We start from the raw sequence: 21907 nt of genomic DNA, 5'->3' as shown, positions 1-21907 counted from the left end.
TTGACTGACTGATGTAGGTTAGATGTTTCCGATGAAGCTCCCGCAATGGTTACTTTTGTGGTCGTTTCCTGAGTCACAGCGATCCCTCCAATACACGTGCGAATTCATCGATCTCTTCTTTGCTGCGTCGTTCGGTGACCGCAATGAGCATATGTCCTGCCAGTTCCGAATATTCACGTCCGAGTTCATAACCGCCGATGAAGCCTGCATCCAGCAGTTTCAGCTGAAGAGCATCCACATCGGTTTTTTCAGGGAGCTGGATGACGAACTCGTTAAACGTAGGAGCAGTAAAAGTAAGTCTCACTCCGGGAATAGCTGTTAACGTATTTCGTGCATAGTGACTCTTTTGCAAATTCAGATCAGCAACATCAATCATGCCTTGTCTTCCCATGGTAGACATATAGACAGAAGCACTAAGCGCTAATAACGCCTGATTTGAGCAGATGTTAGATGTCGCTTTTTCGCGGCGAATGTGCTGTTCACGTGCTTGCAACGTAAGCACGAAACCGCGTTTGCCGTTGCGATCGGTCGTCTGGCCGACGATTCGACCAGGAATCCGGCGCATGTGAGCCTGGGACACGGCGAAGTATCCGCAAGTGGGTCCGCCGAGCGAAGCGGCGATTCCGAGGGGCTGCGCATCGCCTACAACGATGTCGGCGCCCAGCTTGCCTGGGGCTTCCAGCAGACCGAGCGACATCGGGTTGGCGCTTACCACGAGCAGTCCTTTGTGCGTGTGCACAAGGTCGGCAGCCTGTTTTACATTTTCCACGGCACCAAAGAAGTTCGGGCTTTGAATCATAACCGCCGCAGTATCTTCCGAAATGGTCGCTTGCAGGGCATCCCAATCGGTAACTCCATCTTTATAACCAATCTCTACAATCTCCAGACTCAGGCCATGTGCGTATGCCTGCAATACTTGACGGGCTTCAGGGTGCACGGTGCGAGATACGATAAGCTGTTTGCGACGGGTAGCTGCGGCGGCAAGATTACCAGCTTCTGCAAAGGCCGTTGCTCCGTCATACATACTCGCGTTGGCTACCGCCATACCTGTCAGTTCACAAATATACGACTGAAATTCAAAGATAGCCTGCAATTCTCCTTGGCTGATCTCCGGCTGATAAGGAGTGTAGGCTGTATAGAACTCCGAACGGGAAATGACATGGTTGATGACTGAAGGGATGTGGTGGTCATAGATGCCTGCGCCGAGGAAGCTGGCGTGTGTTTCAAAGTTGGCATTGGAGCCAGCTTGCTTTGACATATGGCGAGTTAAGGCATATTCATCCAGTTTGGAGGACACAGGCAACTCGCCTTGGTAACGAATTTCCTGCGGGATATCTTTGAACAAATCTTCAAGTGTATCCACGCCGATCGTGGCCAGCATAGCGCTCTGGTCTTGTTCTGTCATGGGGATGTAGCGGTGCTTGCTCATGCTTGCTCAGCTCCTTGGGTAGGTGTCTTTGACGTACGTGTCCGTTTATGAAAAGGGGCCTTGACGACCTCGGCTTTTAGCTTTTTGCCACGAATCTCAATCTCCAGTGGTGTACCCAGTGCAGTATATTTGCTGTCAATCAGGGCAAGCCCCAGATTACGTTTCAAGGTCGGCGACTGTGTACCGGTTGTCACTTCACCAATCTGAACGCCATCCGCATAGATCGGGTAATGGGGCCGCGGTATGCCACGCTCCAGCACTTCGATACCGATCAGCTTGCGGGCAGGGCCGTCATTTTTTTGTTGCAACAAAGCTTCGTGTCCGATAAAAGACCCGGCGTTCAGTTTCACAAACATGCCCAGCCCTGCCTCCAGTGGAGAGATGGTTGGTGATAATTCCTGACCGTACAAAGGCAACTTGGCTTCGAATCGCAATGTATCACGTGCACCAAGTCCTGCTGGAACGAGACCTACATCAGCACCGGCTTCCATCAGTCCGTTCCATACAAGAGCTGCCTGATCAGCTGCAACATACAGTTCAAAGCCATCTTCTCCGGTGTAACCGGTTCGTGATAGCAGCAGCTTTACTCCGCATACCTCGGCATGCTGCACGAAGCGGAACGGTTCGATGGAGCTTGCATCTATCTCTGAACCTGTAACCTTCGAGAGAATATCGACCGCTAAAGGGCCTTGTAGCGCAAGCAACGCCGTTTGCTCGGAATCATTGGTCATGTTCACCCCTGGTATAATGTGCTCCTGCAACCATGCCCAGTCTTTGTCGATATTGGAGGCATTGACGACCAGCATGTAGTGTTGCTCCGCGAGTTTATAGATGAGCAGGTCATCCACCACACCGCCATCAGGATAACACATCAGCGTGTATTGTGCCTGACCTGGTACAGTTGCGGTCACGTCGTTGGTTGTCATATTTTGCAAAAAGGCTTCTGCCTGTTCACCCGTTACGGTGAATTCGCCCATATGGGATACATCAAACAGCCCGGCACGCTCGCGCACGGCTTCATGCTCTTTTTGAATACCGCTAAACTGCACGGGCAACTCCCAACCGCCAAAATCAATGCAACGTACACCTTCATATTGCGCGTATAGGGGGAAGAGTGGTGTTCTTAATAAATCAGACATCCAATCACCTCGTCATGGGCCGTAGTAGGCCAAGTATGAAAACACGTTCTGTGAGCCAGATCATTAATGCTTAAGTAATTTTAGTAATCGAGAGTTAACAGCCGCCTGTTTTACATTTTTTCATTGGTTATGTTCAGTACGATTATAGAACCTGCAATTCATTTTTTGGGAAAAAGGAAAAGGACAGGCCAAAGAACCGGCATGCCGAGTAGCACGCTGTATTCTTAGGCTCTGTCCCTTGTACCTGAGAGTTACCCCGCCGTTTATTCAGACAGGTTTCCCCTTGGGTGATCATAACGTCCGTATAGGACGATTAGATGCTCTCCAGAGTTGCGTCCTGTAAAAGTCCTTTTGCCTGAGAGATTCACCCCCGCTTGTCGGTGGTTTACTCCTTCGGCGCCGCCTCATGCACATCCCCAAACCGGGTGTACGGGCAATCTCTCCCTTTACATTCATCCGCGGTTCATACGTAGTCCAATTTACTTCAGTTGCTCTTCTCATTAAAACGTGAATACAGTCCTGATGTCAAGAACGATATCATTGAAATTGTGTAAAATACGAATATTTAATGTTTATACTATATTAATGTTCGGTTATTTTAAAAGAGTGCGCTTACTATTCTAATATTCACCATTATATGCAGAAAGAGTAGTGTGAGGTTACACACGGTGAGGTGTCGAAATTTAAATAAACTGTGAGCTAACTTGACATTTGAATCTGAAATATCATACGCTATTGTTTGGGAAAAAGGTGAAGGTCAAAGAACGCATGCACTCATTAATGAAAAGCGAGGCGGATATCGATGAGCGAATTGAGAAATGATTTCCTGTACAGTAAAGAGCACGAATGGGTGCAAACCGTAGGGGAGGATACCGTACGTATTGGCATTACCGAGTTCGCGCAGCATCAGCTGGGTGACATTGTGTTTGTAGAATTGCCTGATCTTGAAGCCGGTGTAAAAGCAGAAGACAGCATCGGTACGATTGAATCCGTCAAAACGGTATCTGATCTGTTCTCACCTGTCAGCGGCACCATTGTTGCAGTGAATGAAGCTTTGCAAGACTCGCCAGAACTGGTGAATAGCTCTCCTTACGAAGAAGGTTGGATGATCGAAATCCGTGTCGATGGAGATGTAACAGCTGCATTATCCACATTGCTGAAGGCGGATGCTTATCTTAAACATACTGAGGAATAGAATTCGACTGGATTGTCGAGTTGATTTGTACTTATTGACATATATATAATCTCACTTGAATATAAAAATCTTGTTCTTTAAACCTGCGTGAGCTATGAAGCTTATGCAGGTTTTTTTGCTGCTTTTTTCTACATATTGGAGGAATTTAAGTAGGAGTAACTTAAAATCATGAATAAAAAAATTTCAAACGGACCAAGCTATTCTATCGCTTTGCATGTTGTATATGAATAAAGTCATAGGCAATAAAAACCTTATGTATCAACGGATTGAGCATATATTCCTAATTAAAAGCGATTACATAATCCAATGTTGTCATCATTGTTCATGACGAAAGTACGCTTTCATTTGATTGAACAGGAAGGGTTTCTCGCTTAGGATTACAGCAGGGGATAAATGATACCCCCTTTCATAAGAATAATGACTTGATTCAAGGAGGATAAACCAATGAGTAATTTGGATCAAACATCCAATTCCAAAGGTGGGTTACGTGTTGGTGTGCAACGCTTCGGACGATTTCTGAGCGGTATGGTCATGCCCAATATGGGAGCATTTATTGCTTGGGGATTAATTACAGCGATGTTTATTAAAACAGGATGGTTTCCGAATGCGACAATAGAGCAGCTTGTAGGGCCGATGATTACTTATTTGCTGCCGATACTGATCGGTTACACCGGGGGTACGATGGTGCATGGCACGCGTGGTGGTGTCGTCGGGGCGATTATGACCATCGGTGTCATTGTCGGAACGGATATTCCAATGTTCCTCGGGGCCATGATTGCGGGGCCTTTCGGTGCATGGGTGATCAAGAAGTTCGATAAATCCATTGAGGGCAAGATCAGAGCCGGTTTTGAGATGCTGGTCAACAATTTCTCGGCAGGAATTATCGGCGGTATTTTGGCGATCTTTGCTTTGCTCGGTATTGGGCCGGCAGTAGAAGCCATTAGCAAAGTGTTGTCTGCTGGCGTACAAGGTTTGATGAACCTGGGCTTGCTACCACTCGTCAATCTGATTATTGAACCGGGTAAAGTATTGTTCCTGAACAATGCCATTAACCACGGGATCTTAACACCAATTGCAACAGATCAGGCAAGAGAATTAGGTAAATCCGTTCTTTACATGCTTGAGTCTAACCCGGGACCAGGACTAGGTATTTTGCTCGCTTACTGTTTCTTCGGTCGTGGAATGGCGAGATCTTCTGCACCTGGTGCGGTGGTCATTCATTTCTTCGGCGGGATTCATGAGATTTACTTCCCGTACATCCTGATGAGACCTATTTTGATTCTGGCAGCCATTGCCGGCGGTGTAGCGGGTACGTTAACGTTCATGCTAACTGGCGCAGGACTTGTTTCGGCACCGTCACCGGGTAGTATCATTGCCTATTTCCTGCTAACACCAAAAGGTGGATATATCCCCATGCTTGCAGGAGTTATCGTGGCAGCTGTAGTTTCCTTCCTGATTGCCTCTCTGCTACTCAAAACGGGTAAACAGAAGGAAGAGGATCTGGAAGAAGCCTCCAGTCGAATGAAAGATATGAAGAGCCAAGGCAATACAGCAAACGCAACCATCACAGCGGATAACCATGAAGCGAACAGAGCAGCGGATATCGCAACTTCCGTTGCATCCAAGGCAAAAGCAGATGTGAAAAAGATTGTTTTCTCCTGCGATGCAGGTATGGGGTCGAGTGCAATGGGTGCTTCGATTCTGCGCAAAAAAATGAAAACCGAAGGAATTGACGTTGCTGTAACTAACACAGCGATCAGTGAAATTCCGCAAGACGCAGACGTTGTTATTACGCAAAAAACACTAACGGATCGTGCACGTTCGGTAGCACCTAATGCAGAGCATATATCCATTGACAACTTCCTAAAAAGCCCGGAATACGATGCGCTTGTTGAACGTTTGAAGTAAAAGGGAGCAGACTGCGAACCAGCTTCAAACAAGGGCAGCCGTTTTCCCAGAGCCGGAGGCTGAGATATGAGTATTACCAAAAGACAACGTGAAATCGTGGAATTCCTGTTGGAACATCCCCATGAAGTCACGGCGGGTGAAATTGCCGTTGAAGTAAAAGTGAGTACACGTACCGTGCATCGTGAGCTGCTGATGATTGAACAGTGGCTTGAACCACTCGGTATGCGCCTCGAAAAAAAGTCGGGAACCGGAATACGCATTGATTCCGGTTCAGATGACCTCAGTGCATTACGCCAGAAACTGGAGGGTAATGAATATGTAGAGTTTACGCCGGAAGAGCGTAAGCTCTTCATGCTTTGCATCCTGCTGGATGAAGCTGAGCCGGTCAAACTGCTTGCTCTCGCTTCGGATCTGAAAGTGACTGTTTCGACGGTCACCACCGATCTGGATGATCTGGAGTCACGCATTCGGCAGGCGGGTCTGAAGCTTGTTCGAAGGCGGGGCTATGGTGTCAAAATTACCGGAAGTGAAGCGATTCATCGCAGAGCCATTGCAGCGCTTGCTTTGGAAGTGCTGGATGAGTCGGATCTCTTTGGTAGACAGCCTGAGCAAGGAGGCTCAATCGTTAATCAAAAATTGCTCAGCATGATCGGTCACAGCGATGTACTTACCATTGAAAATGCATTGTGGCAGCCGGATATCGAATGGCTTGAAAAGATACCTGAGCGGCAATACATGAAATTGCTCATTCAGTTATCGGCTGCTGTGGTTCGGATACGTAAAGGTTTTAACATAGAACGTTCTTCCTTAGGGATAAGAACGATTGCAGGCACTGGAACCGTGGCAGAGCAACATGAAGAGAGAGTGCCAGTTTTCATGGCTTCGCGCCTTTGCAGTGTTCTATCCTCACAGCTTGGAGTCGGCTTCTCGGATGAAGAGCAAGCTTATTTTCACCAATTGCTTACGGAGACAGAGCAACAGATCCATTCTTCACGACTGCTCCCGATCGATGATCTGATTCTGATGGACAGGGTGCATTCGCTTACGGACCAGATGCAACAAAGAACAGGTTATGCGTTTCATGAAGACCGCTTGCTACGTGAAGGTTTAATTGCACATATGGTACCGGTAATGGAGCGACTTGAAGGGCATCAGATGATACGTAATCCACTGCTGCAACAAATTCGCAAGGATTATGACACCCTTTTTGAACAGGTGAAAAGGTCCGTGTTGCATGCATGGCCGGGAGCAGAAGTGCCGGATGAGGAGATCGGTTTTCTAGTCATGCACTTTGGTGCATCCATTGAACGGCTACGAGCATTGAAGCAGGAAATTCGGGCCATCGTTGTATGCAACAGTGGCATTGGCTCCTCGCGCATGTTATCCAGCCGGTTGTCGAAGGAATTTCCGGAGATCCAGATTATAGACAGTGTCTCTTGGTACGAAGCCGCACGAATGCCAACCGATGAGTATGATCTGGTGTTGTCTACAGTCGATTTACCGATGGAGGAAGATCAGTATTACAAGGTCAGTCCGCTATTGACAGCCGAAGAAAGCGAGAGCTTGCGACATTTTATCAAAACTACAACGTTACAGCGGCAACATCGCAAATCCCGCGACATGGGCAAGGAGACACCCACTCGTAGGATCTCCGATGCGGACGGAATGGAAGCAACGCTGCTTGAAATTGTACGCATTATCGGTAAGTTTCAGGTACATGCAATGGATAATGCGCATCTTGATTTTGCTCAAAGTGTGCTTGGGATGTGTAAGGTTGCACATCGCTCAGGCATATTGAAAGACCCGGGCGAGGTTGCCAAGTTGCTTGAGGTTCGCGAGTCGATGGGAAGTCAGAAGATTCCCGGGACACAGCTGGCCCTTTTCCATACACGGAGTGAGAGTATCTACAAGCCGTCCATCAGTCTTTTTCAACTAGAGGAACCTCTGCTTCGAACAGTGGAGGACCCGGAAGGTGTCAGTCATGTATTACTAATGCTGGGGCCAAAGGAGTTGTCCAAAGAAAGTTTGGAGGTGCTCAGCGAGATTAGTGCACTGCTTCTGCAAGAAGAGATGATTACACTGCTGGGCAAAGGAAACAGGGATGAAATCATCCATTACCTTTCCCGTGAACTGGTTGGGTTCTATCGCAGTAAAAATGAAATTGGAGGTATTTAACATGAGTATGTTAACAAAAGACAAAGTCATCATGAACGCGACGGCTCAAGATAAATATGAAGCGATTCGTATGGCAGGACAGATTTTGAAGGATGCAGGCCATATCACTGCAGATTACATTGACAAAATGATTGAGCGTGAAGAGATTGTATCCACTTATGTCGGCAATGGACTGGCTATTCCGCATGGTACAAAAGAATCCAAAACGTTCATTCTCTCAACCGGTATCTCGGTAATTCAGTTCCCGCAGGGGGTTGATTTTGGAGAGGAAAAAGCTTATATGGTCATTGGCATCGCTGCACAAGGCGGCGAACATATGGAGATTCTGACGAGCATTGCAGTAATCTGTGCCGAAGAAGAGAATATGGAAGCACTGCGTTATGCGAAAACTGCTGAGGAAGTAATCACCATTCTAGAAAGTGAAATGGAGCTATGAAGGCCCTCCACTTTGGCGCAGGTAACATCGGACGCGGATTTATTGGTTTGATTCTGTCCCGTGCAGGATATGAAGTGACGTTCTCGGATGTAAATCAGGAATTAGTGAATGCTCTTCGGAGGCGCGGGGAGTACACCGTAGAGCTTGCCAATGAAAGCAAAGATCAGGAGACCGTAACCGGAGTAACAGCCATTGATGGACGGGAGTTGCAGACAGTTGCTAAGGCCGTGGCAGAAGCTGATCTGGTTACAACCGCAGTTGGTGTAGGCATACTAAAGCATATTGCACCAGGAATTGCAGAAGGTCTGGAGCAAAGAAGACGTGCAGGTTCTGTACAACAGCCGTTGCATATTATCGCTTGTGAAAATGCCATCGGTGGAAGCGCTCAGCTGAAAGAGCATGTGTATGCTTTGCTGGATGAGCAGGCTCGCGGGTTTGCTGATGAATATGTTTACTTTCCCAATTCGGCCGTAGACCGGATTGTACCCATCCAGAATCATGAAGACATGTTGCATGTTCAGGTGGAGCCTTTTTACGAGTGGGTAGTGGATCGCTCGCAAATGGCACCTGCATTCAAACCAATGGATGGTGTCGTTTATGTGCACGATCTGGAACCATACATTGAGCGTAAGCTGTTTACTGTGAATACGGGACATTGCGTTGCGGCATATATCGGCTATGTGCACGGATATGATACCATTCAGAAGGCTATTGCCGATGAAAAGGTGAAATCTTTGGTATATGGAGCATTGCAGGAAACGGGTCAGGTGCTGGTGAAACGCTTTGGTTTCAACCCGGAAGAACATGAGCAGTATATTGTGAAAATTTTGGGGCGGTTTGTTAATCCTTATCTGACCGACGAGGTAACACGTGTAGGGCGCTCGCCACTGCGCAAGCTTTCCCCGAATGATCGTCTCGTTCGCCCTGCGCTTCTGGCGTATGAAGAAGACATGCCAGTGACACATCTCGCCATGGGAATGGCCGCTGCCTGCAAGTTTGATGTGTCTGATGATCCCGAAGCTGTGGAGCTACAAAGCATGATCCGCGAAAAAGGCGTTGAAGCCGCATTATCGCACTATACTGGTATGGATGAGAATCATCCGGTACTGGTGGAGGCAGTGAAGCAGTACAAACAGATGTAATCGGTTTGTATAACGGTAATCGAAGTCTGGCATAGTGTATTGAAAGCTCAGCGTGGATCCACTAAGGCTGGGACGTTAGCAAGTCTATCTATCTGTTTATACAGAAATATAGATGAAATAGAGATACCAAACGTAATAACGAACTTAAGTCTGGAATATAAAGAAACCATCCCTTCAAATTCATGATACAGTTCCATTTGAGAGGGAATGGTTTCTTTTATTTTCGATCCTAGTTAACAATAGGCTCTTCATATCGCTTTTAGCGAATAAGAGCTGGTTATAGCAAAATAGTTACTCATGCTCACGTACATAGTTCTCCAAACATTGCTGACAAATGCATGACTTGCCGCGTTTCTCGGCTGGAATGCGTTCAAACACACCTTCGGGGAAGGAAACATGGCCGCACCAACATTCCGAATGTGGTTTACCTTCAGCATAGGCACAAGCATTTCTTTCCCCGCAAAGTGGACATATCAGCGCATTGAGCATTTTGCCAGGAGTGCTGTCCTGTTGATCAGACATGGCCTCTCTCCCTCCTTTTTCATTGTTTTGCATTCCGGGCAGTGACCTTTTGTTGATTTCAGTATAACAAATACATTGGTTTTGCTCCCAACTTTTATAATCGTGACTTACTCCATCTACACCGCAAGTACTCGTATGAGGATAACGTATGCACAGTAAATTTTTTAAAGGCATAGGCGTGCCTTCATTCTTCCGGTGGTAGCTCAATTTGTAATCCCTCTACATGTTTACGCCCCATAAGTTTGCGTTTTTTGCGGTTTTCTTTGCTTTCCAGCACAATGTCGAGATCATAATCGGCTGGATACAACTCGTCAGCAGAGATGTGCAAACGCAGACGTTTCTTATGAATTTTTAGTTTGCGGCCCCGAATCATGACCCCGATCTGCCCACGGTTATCCTCTTCTTCACTTACTATACCTGCCTGATCCAGATAGGCAACGTAGACGCGGTCTCCTTTACGAAAGGCACGTATTGGTGCTGGTGCCGGATCGGAGACGGGAGGCGCACCGTTTGGAGATATAGTCTTATTTGGGACGGTCGTATGTGCATTTTGCTCTATAGAATCAGTGTGTTCCATAGAGACAGGCAAGGTAGTGTGATGTTCACTATCTGTTTGTGATCGCGATTCTTTTGCAACATCTTGCATCATGTTCTTCGTGAGAGCTTCATCCACAACAGATTTGGAACGAGCGATGATATGCTGGGGCATGCCCAGCTTCAGCGCGATAGAATATGCATAGCTTTCACCGGCTTCTCCGATCCGAAGTCGATACAGAGGTTGGAGAGATACGGTGTCAAACTCCATGCGTGCATTTTCAAATCCAGATGTGGCTGAGGCAAAATGCTTAATTTCCCCAAAGTGTGTTGTAGCTACCACGGTTGCTCCGCGGTAATGCAATTCCTCTAGCATAGCAATGGAAAGTCCTACACCTTCTCCTGGATCTGTACCTGATGCCATCTCGTCAATCAGTACAAGTGTGGAAGGATTCGCCTGCTCCAGAATGGTAATCATATTCCGAATATGCGCTGAGAATGTGCTGAGTGCCTGCTCAAGACTCTGTCCATCGCCAATATCCACTGCGATCTGTTCATACACGGCCATTTCACCTCTTTCATCCACAGGAACAAGCAGCCCAGATTGCACCATGAGAGTGAGCAACCCCAATGTTTTGAGAGCAACGGTTTTACCGCCTGTGTTCGGGCCTGTAATGATAAGGGACGAGTAAGTGTATCCGATGGAAAAATCAAGCGGGACCATGGACGGCCCCATCAAGGGGTGTCTCGCTCGTTGCAGTTTAACTTTACCGTTGCTATTAACGCGTACGGATCGACCATCTATAGCCGCCGCATATTTTGCTTTGGCAAACAGGAAGTCAAGCACGCCAACGGTTTCTGTATTCAGTGCAATTTCCCGGTTGTACGATTCGGCCAGGGAAGTCAAGTCTCCAAGGATTTTCATCTCTTCCCTGGACTCCTCGGCTTGCAGTGAAGAGAGTTCTATCTGCAGTCCTGACAGCTCGGCTGGTTCGATATATACGGTTTGGCCGCTACCCGATTCGTCGAGTACACTGCCTTTAACCTGTTTACGGAACTCTTTTTTAATGGGCAGTACGGTTTTTCCATTTCGCTGGCTCACGACCTGCTCCTGCATGATCGAACGGTGCTTGCTAACCAGTGAATCCAGCTTGCGCTTCATGCGTTCCTCATGCACGGTCATTTTCTTTCGAATCCGTAAGAGTTCCTTGCTCGCTTGATCCTGAATTCGACCGTTGTGGATACAGCGTTCGATTTCACTTCGTAAGGGTTCTATAAGCATCATAGATGATGCATAACGACTTACGATGGGAGCGATGCCGGATTTACTCTCCATATACTTCATCAGTTGTGTGCAGCTGTGTAGAAATTGCGCGAGATGACTGAAGTCGCGTTCACTGAATAGATATCCCGTGCCAAGCAGGTTGATAATCGTTTCCATCCCCTCCAGCGAAGGGATGGGCACGCTCGCCCCAAAACGGACAAGAGCTGTGGCCTCCGCAGCTTCGTCCAGACGCATCTGAATCAGATGCACATCGGTCATCGGTTTGAGTTCACGGGCATAACGTTTCCCCAGATAGGAAAGGGCGCAGTCAGCAATGTTTTTTTGAATATGATGGAAGCCAAGAGTGGTTAGGGTTTGTTCGTTTGAACTCTTGATATTTGCCGTCTTGCTAGCCTCATTATTGTTGGTATTGTTGTTCATGTGTAAATCTCTCCTTCATGTAAAATGTTTTTGTTGTGCTTATATAAATTGAGCTATTCATTTACACGGAAACGAAGAGGACAGAAAAGACCTGGAGAAGCGAAGCGTTCGCCTAAAAGCTTTCTGCAAGAAAGCTGCATCGGAAGCATACGCTGAGCACCAGATTTTATCCTTTCTAAAAGGGAATCAAGAAAATCTGGGGATAACAGCGATTGGAAGGTTATTCTGTCATCGGAGTGCATGTGTGAATAATCTTTAGTTCAATTTATATAGTCAAAAATATTTCTCATGGAAAACACAAAAAGGGCGGAGAATGAACAAACGTCATTCTCCGCCCTGAACGTATGGGAAAGCAGAGTCCATAAAGAGGGTCTATACAAAAAAAATCCGCGCTGAACACAGCGCGGAAATAGACCCGGACATAGGCAATCCCGGAGGCGATGTTGATTTCCGCTGTTCTTAACTAAGTACAGGGATCTGACGCATCATGAAACACACGTATGCCTTGACGGCAAAAGTGTCATGAAAAGCCAAACTCCTGAATATGAAACTTGATTAGTTAAGAACGCTCACCGACATCAAAATCTCTCCTTCGACCTGAGGAATATACATGTAATATAAACTGGAAATCACTTCAAGTCAACAATTCTGAATAAAGATGTGGACTTGATTATGATTGGGTTTTAAAATAACAATAGTAATTTAATCCAATGTAAGCGATTTTTTATAAAAGGGAGATGCTCTTCTTGCCTAAATATCTACTGCGTCTGCTCTGCTTTACGATGATTCTTGGGGCATTGCCAGTCATTGTGATTGGTTCCGTCTCGTATACGATTGCCTCGCGTGATATCGAACAGAAAGTGCGCGAGAGTAATCTTCAGATACTACATCAGACTCAGATGCGAGTGGAACAAGTATTACGAAGTTTACAACTGTCCTCAATCCAGTATGTCAATTCACCTTTGGTGCTTCGTGCAATGAAGCAACCGCTGAATAGTAGCGAATTCCAAGAAATTCGTGATTTGACATCCGGTTTTAACAATCTTCAGGCGGTCACAAGTATTGATCAGGCTTACCTTGTAAATCTGGAACAGGACTGGGTCGTATCGATGCGTTCATTTGGTAAAATCAATGATTTCAGCATTCGAGACCGAATCGGTACTTATCTTACATACACCAACAGTTTGTTCTGGGTGACTCAGAATAAAAGTTCATCCAAAGAGAGCGTGCCTGTATCTGCTGGCATGGGTGAGGCTTTAACGGAACAGGCTCCTACCTTGATCTCTTCTGATAATGTAGTCAGCATGGTTTTTAAAATTCCGATGGTGCCCACAAATGTGAAACCAAAAGGGTTCCTTGTCATTGATATTGCGGATGCAGAACTGAGCAGCTTTTTGAGCCGGAATCCGAATTCGGGTGATTTGTACGTTCTGGATAAAGACCAGAAATACTTTCTGAATGACACGAATTATGGAAATAAATACGATCTGCTCAACCAAGACATTCAGGAGAAGGTTCAGACAACGGGGGAAGCACAAGGTTTTTACAGCGCAGAAGTGGAGGGCAAACCCGTAGCCGTCAGCTACAGGCAGTCTCCGCTAAACGGCTGGTTATACGTATCGGTTGTTTCGCTTGGACAGATTACAGCCCAGTCGCAAAAAATCGCAGTGGTGACCGGTGTGGCGACGTTAATCATGTTATTGGTGACAGGGCTTGTGTCCATCTACGGTAGCCGGCGTATGTACTCACCAATCTCTAGACTGTTGCAGTTTACAAAAGGGTTAGATTCTCCGCTCCCTCCAGCTGGACGCCGTCAGGATGAGTTTATTTATATTGAGGAACGCTTGTCTACCCTGTTCAGTTCGGAGAGAACGATGCGTGAGCAGATGAAGGGGCAACATGTGCATCTTCAGGAGTTTTTCATGACCAAGCTGCTGACAGGTAAAATATCGGAAGAAGATTTCAGATATCAGGGCGAATTGTATGATTTCCCGACCGGATGGTCACATCTGGGCGTACTGATGCTTCAGATTGATACGCTTGAAGGCACGAGATATGAGGAGCAGGATCGGGATCTATTGCTATTTGCGGTCAATAATATGGTAGGTGAGTTGATTCCTTCCGAGATTCGGTTCACACCTGTCATGCTAGATGATGCGCAGGTTACCGTGCTTGCTTCTGAACTGAGTGATGAGATGCAGCTGAAGGAATGGATGCACACACAGGCCGATTGGATTCGTGAACGGGTTGTAACCTATCTGAATCTGCCAGTAAGCATAGGTATTAGCCGGGCTTATTCCAGCATTGGAGATACGCCTAGAGCCTATCAAGAGAGCAAAGAAGCGTTGCAAGGCAGAGTCAGCTTGGGTAGCCGTATTATTTTACATTATGAGGACATCCAACCAAGAGGTCAGATGGAAGCTGCACTGTATACGCAGTTACGAATGATCGAAGATCAGTTGGCTTCAGCGATCAAACAGGGAGACGAAGAGAAAACAGATATGTATTTTACACAATATTTAGGATTACTGGCGGATAAAAAGCTGCATTTCAGCGAGTATCCAGTTATCATGGTGCAGTTATTGTCACGGGTATATCAACTTGTGCAAGAGCAGGGCGGGGATGTGGCAGAAGTGCTTGGTGAGAAAGCTTCCATGGCATACTTGCTGAAATTATCTACACTGGACGAGATGACGGGTTGGTTCCGTAAGCGTTTATTTCTGCCTGTGATTCGTTACTGGAAGGAACAAGAGGAGTCACAATATATGAATATCGCCCGCCGGATGATTCGACTGATCGAGGAACGGTATGATCGGGATTTATCGCTGGAGGCTTGTGCCGAAGAGTTGAACTTTCATCCTGTCTATCTAAGCCGGGTCTTCAAGAAGGAAGCGGGTGTTAATTTTACCGAATATCTAGCAGAGTACCGCATGGAAAAAGCCAAAACGTGGCTACAGACGACAGATCTGAAAATATCGGAAATCGCCGAAAAATTAAATTACACGAACCCGACAGCTTTTATCCGTACATTTCGCAAAATAACAGGAACAACTCCCGGCAAGTACCGGGAGCAGCAACGCTAGAGAACATGGCCTGCTCTGCCCCCATGGCAGGCAGGCTTTTGTCGTTCAATTTAACTTTCTTTTTAAGCCCATTCGCAGCTTATAAGCCATAGTTAAACCAGGAACATGCAGGTTGAAAGCAGTTCATTTCAAGTATCGCCAGCCATTCTTAAGTGGTTGAAACCCTTGATACATAAGGAAAAACAAGAGGCTAAAACGAGATGATAGCCAGTGATTCGATTATCCGCCACAATGGAGACATGAATTCAGGAAGTGATCTTTTGTAATCGTTTCCAACGTGGGGAGGAAGACACTATGAAAGCCGAAACGGCTGCTCGAACAAGGCCCGCTACCCGCAGTGACAAAAACCTGCTCTGGAGGGACGTCATCAAAAACCGGTGGCTGTACATTATGCTGATTCCGGGAGTGCTTTACTTTGTTATCTTTAAATACATACCGATGTATGGGATTACGATGGCTTTTCAGGATTACACGCCGTACAAAGGCATCCTGGGAAGTGATTGGGTAGGATTCAAACACTTCCAGCGTTTTTTTGGAGAACCGCAGTTCTGGACCTTATTTAGAAACACGTTTTTGCTTGCGATTTATAATCTGGTTTTCTTTTTTCCATTACCTATTGTGCTTGCGCTCATGATGAATGAGGTTCGGCGGGAGCGGTTTAAACGCTTCGTGCAGACATTGGTTTACGTTCCACACTTTGTTTCCTGGGTTGTTGTGGTTGGTGTTTTCTACATGCTGTTCACGACTGAAGGCGGTGCAATCAATGAACTGCTCTACAACCTGACGGGACAAAAAATTGCCTTTCTGCTTGAACCAGGATGGTTCCGTACGATGATTGTAGGACAATCCATTTGGAAAGAAGTAGGCTGGGGCACAATCATCTTCCTGGCGGCACTCTCTGGCGTAGATACGCAGCTTTATGAGGCTGCTCGGATTGACGGTGCTAACCGCTGGCGTCAGACCTGGCACATTACGTTGCCAGCGATTCGGAGTACCATCATCATTTTGCTCATTTTGCGTCTGGGTCACTTCCTGGATACAGGCTTTGAACAAATCTTCCTGATGCTGACACCTACTAACCGTGACGTGGGCGAGGTATTTGATACCTACGTATACACGAAGGGGCTTACCCAGGCACAGTACAGTTATAGTGCTGCTGTCGGATTGTTTAAGTCGGTTGTCGGACTGGCGCTAGTGCTTGGTGCCAACACGTTAGCCAAAAAATTCGGGGAGGAAGGCGTCTATTAATGCAATATTGGCAGACGCTCTTCATCAGACAGGAGTGAACATTAGATGCAACAGGACAAAACATGGAGCAACCGGATCTTCGATTTTGTGAATCATGGCTTGCTGCTTTTGATTGGTATTGTGACCGTAATCCCGTTCATTTATATTTTGGCTGTGTCGTTTACCAGCCCGCATGAAGTGGCCAAAGGAGGATTTATTCTTTTTCCGAAAGAGTTCTCCTTGGCAGCTTACCGTTACATTTTTTCTACGGATACATTGATTCGAAGTCTCGGTGTATCGATCTATATCACCGTTGTGGGTACGCTAATCAACTTGCTGTTTACATCGCTTATGGCTTACCCGCTATCCAGAAAGTATTTGCGCGGACGCCAGCCGATTCTGCTGGGAGTACTGTTCACGATGCTGTTCAGTGGCGGTATGATTCCAACGTATTTCGTCGTTAAATCCTTGCATCTTACCGATACACTCTGGTCTTTGATGTTGCCAACGGCTATCAGCGCGTTCAACCTGATCGTACTCAAAAACTTCTTCCAAGCCATCCCGGATGAGCTGGAAGATGCGGCCAAAATCGATGGCTGTAACGATGTCAGCGTTTTGTTCCGCATTGTGCTTCCACTCTCGATGCCAGCCATGGCTACCTTTTCACTCTTTTATGCCGTGGCACACTGGAACAGTTTCTTCAGTGCCGTCATCTATATCAACGACAGTGAGAAGTGGCCTGTACAAGTCTGGCTCCGTGAAATTGTCATTTTGGCACAGAGTCGAATCGGAGATACGAGCATTGAGGAAACCGAAATCCAGCCGCTTACGATTCGCATGGCTGTTATTGTATTCTCGACCATTCCGATTATGCTGGTCTACCCATTCCTGCAAAAGCATTTTGCCAAGGGAGTGATGCTCGGTTCGGTAAAAGGCTGATTAGTGCGCGTTTGGTGTGAAGCGTATTACTGAATTGTAAAAATCAGTCCATGGCTGAAATTGGAGAACTGGAAAGTTATAAGGTTGTTAGATTTTAAAGCTTTAAGGCTGTGACTGTATATCAAAAAGGGAGGTTTTCATGAATGAAGGCAACAAAAAAGAAAGCCGTAGCTGTTCTGAGTACACTGGCTCTGGTGACCGGTTTACTGGCAGGATGCGGATCAGATGAAGGTCAGGCTGCCGAAGGCGGCGTACAGAATGTATCTATCGCTATTGCACAGGTGGGTGATGTGCCGAGCAAGGGCAACGATGTACAGAAAAAAATTGAGGAATATACCAAAACCAAACTGGACATCCAGTGGATTCCGGCATCTGCGTACAATGACAAAATTAATGTCATGATCGCCTCCAGCGACATGCCGAAAATCGTAAAGGTGCAATATAACCCGACGGTGACCAATGCGATGCGAAATGACGTGTTTTGGGAAGTTGGACCTTTACTTAATGATTACAAAAACCTTTCTGCCCAAAACGGACGTTTCTTTGACAACATCAAGGTTGAAGGAAAAATTTATGGTGTGCCGGTATTCTCCGATATTGCACGGGCAACTGTTATTTACCGCAAGGATTGGTTCGACAAGTTGAATCTGAAAGTACCAACAACACCGGATGAATGGTATGAAACGATCAAGACGTTGTCTACTTCCGACCCGGATGGCGATGGACAGGCGAATACGTTTGGATTGATGTTGTTCAAAAAGTATAACGAAGATCAGTATTCTTTTACGACTCGTCTTGGTGTGAGCTTTGGCGCACCGAACAAATGGAAGGTTGAGAGTGATGGTAGCTTTACACCAGAATTCATGACACCGGAATATATGCAAGTGATGGATTTGTTGAAACGTTTGTATGAAGAGAAATTGTTGAACCAGGACTTCGCTGTATTTGATTCAACGGAAGCGGAGAAAAAGTATGATTCTGGCGTTGTCGGCATGCGTGTAGGTGTGGCACAGAATGGTAAGAGCCAGCAGGAACGTCTGTCGAAAAATAATCCGGACGGTGTTGTAGATATTGCCGGTCTGTTAGGGCCAAATGGTGACCGTGTAGCTGGACAGACAGGTAACTCGGGTATTCTGGCTTTCCCGAAAGCAACGGTAAAATCGGAAGAGGAACTGAAAAACTTGCTCTCCTTCCTGGATAAATTGATGGATCCAGAGATGGCAACGCTGCTAATGCGTGGTCTGGAAGGCAAACATTACACCAAAGTCGGAGACAACGAAGTGGAAATGAGTGATTTCGATGCTTTCCAACGTGAAGTGAAGCCATATCGGGATAATTTCCCTTATGTTGATGGTTACAATGTACCTAAACTGAAGGACACCGAGCTTGGAGAAAAAGGAACAGCTTTGGTGAAGGAACTGGCAGAACATGCAGTACCAAACCCTGCATTGACGTTGTATTCTCCAACATATGGTGACCGCGGAGCAGATCTGGATCAGATGATTGCCGACGCGCAAACCAAATACATTATGGGCAAGATCGATCAAAGCGGCTGGGAAAAAGAAATTGAGAATTGGGCTAATGCAGGCGGTACCAAAATCCGCGAGGAATATGCCGAGGATTACAAAAAACAGGCTCAATAAGGAGCGAAACCGGAGGTTTGATCATGAAGGAAACGTTACAACATACACCGATGCGCATGGCCGACCAGTTTATGGAGAGTTATCGCAGCCATGAGCTGTATGCGACTTGGCATTATGAGAACGGTTGTCTGCTCAAAGCACTGGAAGAACTCTACGCTCGTACAGGTGAACAGAGATATTTTGACTATATTCAGGAACTTATGGATCACTTCATTCAGGAAGACGGATCGATTCGGTCCTATACGATTGAGGAATATAATCTGGATCAGATCAACCAGGGAAAATCACTATTTTTCCTGCTGGAGAAAACAGGTCAGGAAAAGTATCGCAAAGCTTCTGAGTTGCTGATGACGCAACTGAAAGGGCAACCGCGCACAAGTGGGGGCGGTTTCTGGCACAAGAAAATCTATCCGTTCCAAATGTGGCTGGATGGATTGTATATGGCGACACCTTATCTGACTCAATATGGAGCCGTGACTGGTGAAGAGAAGTGGTTTGACAAGGCTGCTTTGCAATTGCTTTTGGTGGAAGCACAAACTCGTGATCCACGCAGTGGTCTGCTCTACCACGCTTGGGACGAGAGCAAAGAGCAACGCTGGAGCTCCGGAGATACGGGATGTTCGCCACATGTCTGGAGCCGGGCAGTGGGCTGGTACGTGATGGCGGTTGTAGATACGCTAGATTATCTGCCAGTTGATCATGAGCAACGTGGACAGATTATCGGTATTTTTGAGCGACTCGCAAATGCGCTTATCCATGTACAGGATCAGGAGACAGGATTGTGGCCGCATCTGCTCGATCAGCCAGGACGCGAGCGGAATTATCTGGAGGCTTCGGGCACTTCGATGTTTGTATATGCCCTTGCCAAGGGTGTGCGCAAAGGATACTTGAGCGGGAAGTTCAAAGCGATTGCGGAAAAAGGATATCAAGGCCTGTTGCAACATCTGTTGCAAACAGACCAGGAGGGTGTGCTTTCCCTGACACAGTGCAACGGGGGAGCGGGTCTTGGAGGAACTCCGTATCGTGACGGCTCCTATGAGTATTATGTAACTGAATCGATTCGTATTAATGATCCGAAATCGGTTGCTCCATTTATTTTGGCAGGAGTAGAGATGGAACTGGCGTAATGCCGGTTCTTTTCTCCAAAGTATTATGATAGCGCATACATTACGAGATTGAAGGCATCTATGATTGAGGAATGAGGGCAAGTCCACTGAACAATAGGTTTATCCAAAAGGAGAGATGGTTTATGAGTCCAAAAAGTCCAAAACGTTCAAAGAGTCCAATGTTTCGCGTAGGAAGCTTCGTTATTGTTGGCGCCATGTCTGCCGGTTTGCTGGCTGGATGTGGGGGAGAAAAAGCTCCAGCCGCCGGGGAAGGCAAAATGCCCATTTCCATTTCATTGATGCAGGTGGGTGATGTGCCCGCTAAGGAAAATGCAATCGAGAAGAAGATTGAGGAATACACGAATACCGATGTAAACGTGCAGTGGATTCCGCAATCAGCGTTCGACGACAAAGTCAATGTCATGGTGGCATCAGGGGAGATGCCAACGATTATGCGTGTCAATTATGTACCTACAACTTTTAATGCGGCAAAGACAGGATTGTTCTGGGAACTCGGGCCTTACCTGAAAGATTACAAAAACTTGTCTGCCCAGTCGGAGGCTCATTTTAATAACATCAAAATCGAAGGTAAAATCTACGGCATCCCGAATTTCCGGGATATCGGACGAACGGCGATCGTATATCGGAAAGACTGGTTTGATAAGCTGAAACTGGATATCCCGAAAAATCTGGATGATTGGTATGAGGTTATGCGTTCTGTCCGCAAGGATGATCCAGATGGTAATGGCAAGGAAGATACGTATGGTGCGTTGTTGTTTAAAAAGTATAACGAGGGTGTATCTTCACCGCTGACCCGGATTGCTGTAAGTATTGGTGGAGTCAACAAATGGGGTGTAGACGACGCTGGTAAATTAACACCAGAGTTCCTGACTCCTGAATATGTGGATACGATGAAGCTGTTCAAGCGATTGTTTAATGAAGGGCTGATTAATAGTGATTTCCCTGCACTGGACCCATCAGATGCGGACAAAAAAATGGATTCAGGTCTCGTTGCTATGAAACTGAACGGAGTCGCTCAGAACGGAAAATCATCCCAGCAACGGCTCACGCCTAATGCACCGGATGGTGTCATTGATGTAGCGCCGTTTCAAGGGCCAGATGGCATTCGCATTGCCGGTGAGCCTGGAAACTACGGTATGCTTGTCATTCCGAAAGCATCTGTAACGGATGAAGCGCAACTCAAAAAGGTACTCACCTTCCTGGATCAGCTGATGGACGAGGAACTCAGCACGCTGCAATTGCGTGGTTTACTCGATGTGCACTACAGCAAGACCGCTGACGGTAAAACGGAACTGAAAGACTTCGATGCATATCAGCGTGAGGTCAAACCATATCGTGATAATCTGCTAAGTGTGGAAGGATACAATGTGCCTGAACTGGTCGATGTTCCTATTGGTATGAAAGGCACGAAGATGGCTCGAGAAAATGAACAGTATGCAATTGCTAATCCTGCACTTACGCTTTCCTCGGTGATCTATACAGAGCGCGGTCAGGAACTGGATCAGATGATCTGGGATGCGCAGACCAAATACATTATGGGCAAGATCGATGATGCTGGCTGGGAACAGGAAGTTGCCAACTGGAGAAAAGCAGGCGGTGACCAGCTGATCACAGAACTGGAAGCTTCGTATAAAGAACTGAACGGAAAATAAATGAGACTGCCATAAAAAAAGGTTGATTTCATGCAAGGAATAAGTTTATTC

15 protein-coding genes and 1 riboswitch are annotated in these 21907 nt (G+C 46.6%); of the genes, 11 read left to right on the top strand and 4 right to left on the bottom strand.

Going from position 1 to position 21907, the window contains the following annotated elements; all coding sequences use genetic code 11:
* Positions 1–73 precede the first annotated feature (73 nt).
* A complete protein-coding gene (gene gcvPA, locus MKY23_RS21625; RefSeq protein WP_339832138.1) occupies positions 74–1429 on the bottom strand; it encodes an aminomethyl-transferring glycine dehydrogenase subunit GcvPA in 1356 nt (451 codons plus the stop codon).
* On the bottom strand, positions 1426–2568 hold the full coding sequence (gene gcvT, locus MKY23_RS21620) for a glycine cleavage system aminomethyltransferase GcvT (RefSeq protein WP_154957985.1): 1143 nt from the start codon (positions 2566–2568) through the stop codon (positions 1426–1428). The genes gcvPA and gcvT overlap by 4 nt, the downstream gene beginning before the upstream one ends.
* 333 nt (positions 2569–2901) lie before the next feature.
* Positions 2902–3024, bottom strand: a riboswitch (glycine riboswitch).
* Positions 3025–3370: 346 nt separating this feature from the next.
* Between gcvT and gcvH the strand changes: the two genes are divergently transcribed.
* The 5 genes from gcvH (at position 3371) to MKY23_RS21595 (ending at position 9424) form a co-directional block, all read left to right on the top strand.
* Complete coding sequence (gcvH, locus tag MKY23_RS21615) at positions 3371–3763, top strand: glycine cleavage system protein GcvH (RefSeq protein WP_154887570.1); 393 nt, start codon at positions 3371–3373, stop codon at positions 3761–3763.
* A gap of 444 nt (positions 3764–4207) precedes the next feature.
* The gene (locus MKY23_RS21610; RefSeq protein ID WP_339832134.1) at positions 4208–5671 is read left to right on the top strand and encodes a PTS mannitol transporter subunit IICB; all 1464 of its coding nucleotides are present in this window, start codon (positions 4208–4210) and stop codon (positions 5669–5671) included.
* A gap of 66 nt (positions 5672–5737) precedes the next feature.
* The gene (locus MKY23_RS21605; protein WP_154983372.1) at positions 5738–7846 is read left to right on the top strand and encodes a BglG family transcription antiterminator; all 2109 of its coding nucleotides are present in this window, start codon (positions 5738–5740) and stop codon (positions 7844–7846) included.
* 1 nt (position 7847) lies between these two features.
* The gene (locus tag MKY23_RS21600) at positions 7848–8282 is read left to right on the top strand and encodes a PTS sugar transporter subunit IIA (protein ID WP_090915471.1); all 435 of its coding nucleotides are present in this window, start codon (positions 7848–7850) and stop codon (positions 8280–8282) included.
* Positions 8279–9424, top strand: a complete 1146-nt coding sequence (locus MKY23_RS21595) for a mannitol-1-phosphate 5-dehydrogenase (protein ID WP_154983371.1) — start codon at positions 8279–8281, stop codon at positions 9422–9424. Before MKY23_RS21600 ends, MKY23_RS21595 begins: the two co-directional genes overlap by 4 nt.
* 291 nt (positions 9425–9715) lie before the next feature.
* On the opposite strand, the gene MKY23_RS21590 is transcribed toward MKY23_RS21595, so the two are convergent.
* A complete protein-coding gene (locus MKY23_RS21590; protein ID WP_261764472.1) occupies positions 9716–9946 on the bottom strand; it encodes a cysteine-rich CWC family protein in 231 nt (76 codons plus the stop codon).
* A gap of 184 nt (positions 9947–10130) precedes the next feature.
* Positions 10131–12185 carry a DNA mismatch repair protein MutS gene (locus tag MKY23_RS21585; RefSeq protein WP_339832126.1) on the bottom strand — a complete coding sequence of 685 codons (2055 nt, stop codon included), beginning with the start codon at positions 12183–12185 and terminating at the stop codon, positions 10131–10133.
* Positions 12186–12931: 746 nt separating this feature from the next.
* Between MKY23_RS21585 and MKY23_RS21580 the strand changes: the two genes are divergently transcribed.
* The 6 genes from MKY23_RS21580 to MKY23_RS21555 all read left to right on the top strand — a co-directional run bounded on the left by MKY23_RS21580 (position 12932) and on the right by MKY23_RS21555 (position 21856).
* Positions 12932–15268 (top strand): helix-turn-helix domain-containing protein, encoded by a 2337-nt coding sequence (locus tag MKY23_RS21580; RefSeq protein ID WP_339832123.1) that lies wholly within the window; start codon positions 12932–12934, stop codon positions 15266–15268.
* A gap of 294 nt (positions 15269–15562) precedes the next feature.
* Entirely contained in the window at positions 15563–16516 is a 954-nt protein-coding gene (locus MKY23_RS21575; RefSeq protein ID WP_090915459.1) for an ABC transporter permease subunit, read from the top strand.
* A 45-nt stretch (positions 16517–16561) separates the two neighbouring features.
* Positions 16562–17434 carry a carbohydrate ABC transporter permease gene (locus MKY23_RS21570; protein WP_090915457.1) on the top strand — a complete coding sequence of 291 codons (873 nt, stop codon included), beginning with the start codon at positions 16562–16564 and terminating at the stop codon, positions 17432–17434.
* Positions 17435–17577: 143 nt separating this feature from the next.
* Positions 17578–19077, top strand: coding sequence for an extracellular solute-binding protein (locus tag MKY23_RS21565; protein ID WP_090915455.1), 1500 nt, complete (start codon positions 17578–17580; stop codon positions 19075–19077).
* A 23-nt stretch (positions 19078–19100) separates the two neighbouring features.
* Positions 19101–20204: a glycoside hydrolase family 88 protein gene (locus MKY23_RS21560; protein ID WP_154887583.1), complete on the top strand. Its 1104-nt coding sequence runs from the start codon at positions 19101–19103 to the stop codon at positions 20202–20204.
* Positions 20205–20326: 122 nt separating this feature from the next.
* On the top strand, positions 20327–21856 hold the full coding sequence (locus MKY23_RS21555; RefSeq protein ID WP_244159182.1) for an extracellular solute-binding protein: 1530 nt from the start codon (positions 20327–20329) through the stop codon (positions 21854–21856).
* Positions 21857–21907 lie beyond the last annotated feature (51 nt).

This window comes from Paenibacillus sp. FSL R7-0272, from assembly GCF_037969905.1.
GTDB lineage: Bacteria > Bacillota > Bacilli > Paenibacillales > Paenibacillaceae > Paenibacillus > Paenibacillus polysaccharolyticus.
This window is presented reverse-complemented; position numbering and strand designations above follow the sequence as displayed.

What these genes read in the sequence shown, in the direction of transcription:
- gcvPA (WP_339832138.1), bottom strand. Translation starts at nt 1,429, where the DNA reads ATGAGCAAGCACCGCTACATCCCCATGACAGAACAAGACCAGAGCGCT.
- gcvT (WP_154957985.1), bottom strand. Translation starts at nt 2,568, where the DNA reads ATGTCTGATTTATTAAGAACACCACTCTTCCCCCTATACGCGCAATAT.
- gcvH (WP_154887570.1), top strand. Translation starts at nt 3,371, where the DNA reads ATGAGCGAATTGAGAAATGATTTCCTGTACAGTAAAGAGCACGAATGG.
- MKY23_RS21610 (WP_339832134.1), top strand. Translation starts at nt 4,208, where the DNA reads ATGAGTAATTTGGATCAAACATCCAATTCCAAAGGTGGGTTACGTGTT.
- MKY23_RS21605 (WP_154983372.1), top strand. Translation starts at nt 5,738, where the DNA reads ATGAGTATTACCAAAAGACAACGTGAAATCGTGGAATTCCTGTTGGAA.
- MKY23_RS21600 (WP_090915471.1), top strand. Translation starts at nt 7,848, where the DNA reads ATGAGTATGTTAACAAAAGACAAAGTCATCATGAACGCGACGGCTCAA.
- MKY23_RS21595 (WP_154983371.1), top strand. Translation starts at nt 8,279, where the DNA reads ATGAAGGCCCTCCACTTTGGCGCAGGTAACATCGGACGCGGATTTATT.
- MKY23_RS21590 (WP_261764472.1), bottom strand. Translation starts at nt 9,946, where the DNA reads ATGTCTGATCAACAGGACAGCACTCCTGGCAAAATGCTCAATGCGCTG.
- MKY23_RS21585 (WP_339832126.1), bottom strand. Translation starts at nt 12,185, where the DNA reads ATGAACAACAATACCAACAATAATGAGGCTAGCAAGACGGCAAATATC.
- MKY23_RS21575 (WP_090915459.1), top strand. Translation starts at nt 15,563, where the DNA reads ATGAAAGCCGAAACGGCTGCTCGAACAAGGCCCGCTACCCGCAGTGAC.
- MKY23_RS21570 (WP_090915457.1), top strand. Translation starts at nt 16,562, where the DNA reads ATGCAACAGGACAAAACATGGAGCAACCGGATCTTCGATTTTGTGAAT.
- MKY23_RS21565 (WP_090915455.1), top strand. Translation starts at nt 17,578, where the DNA reads ATGAAGGCAACAAAAAAGAAAGCCGTAGCTGTTCTGAGTACACTGGCT.
- MKY23_RS21560 (WP_154887583.1), top strand. Translation starts at nt 19,101, where the DNA reads ATGAAGGAAACGTTACAACATACACCGATGCGCATGGCCGACCAGTTT.
- MKY23_RS21555 (WP_244159182.1), top strand. Translation starts at nt 20,327, where the DNA reads ATGAGTCCAAAAAGTCCAAAACGTTCAAAGAGTCCAATGTTTCGCGTA.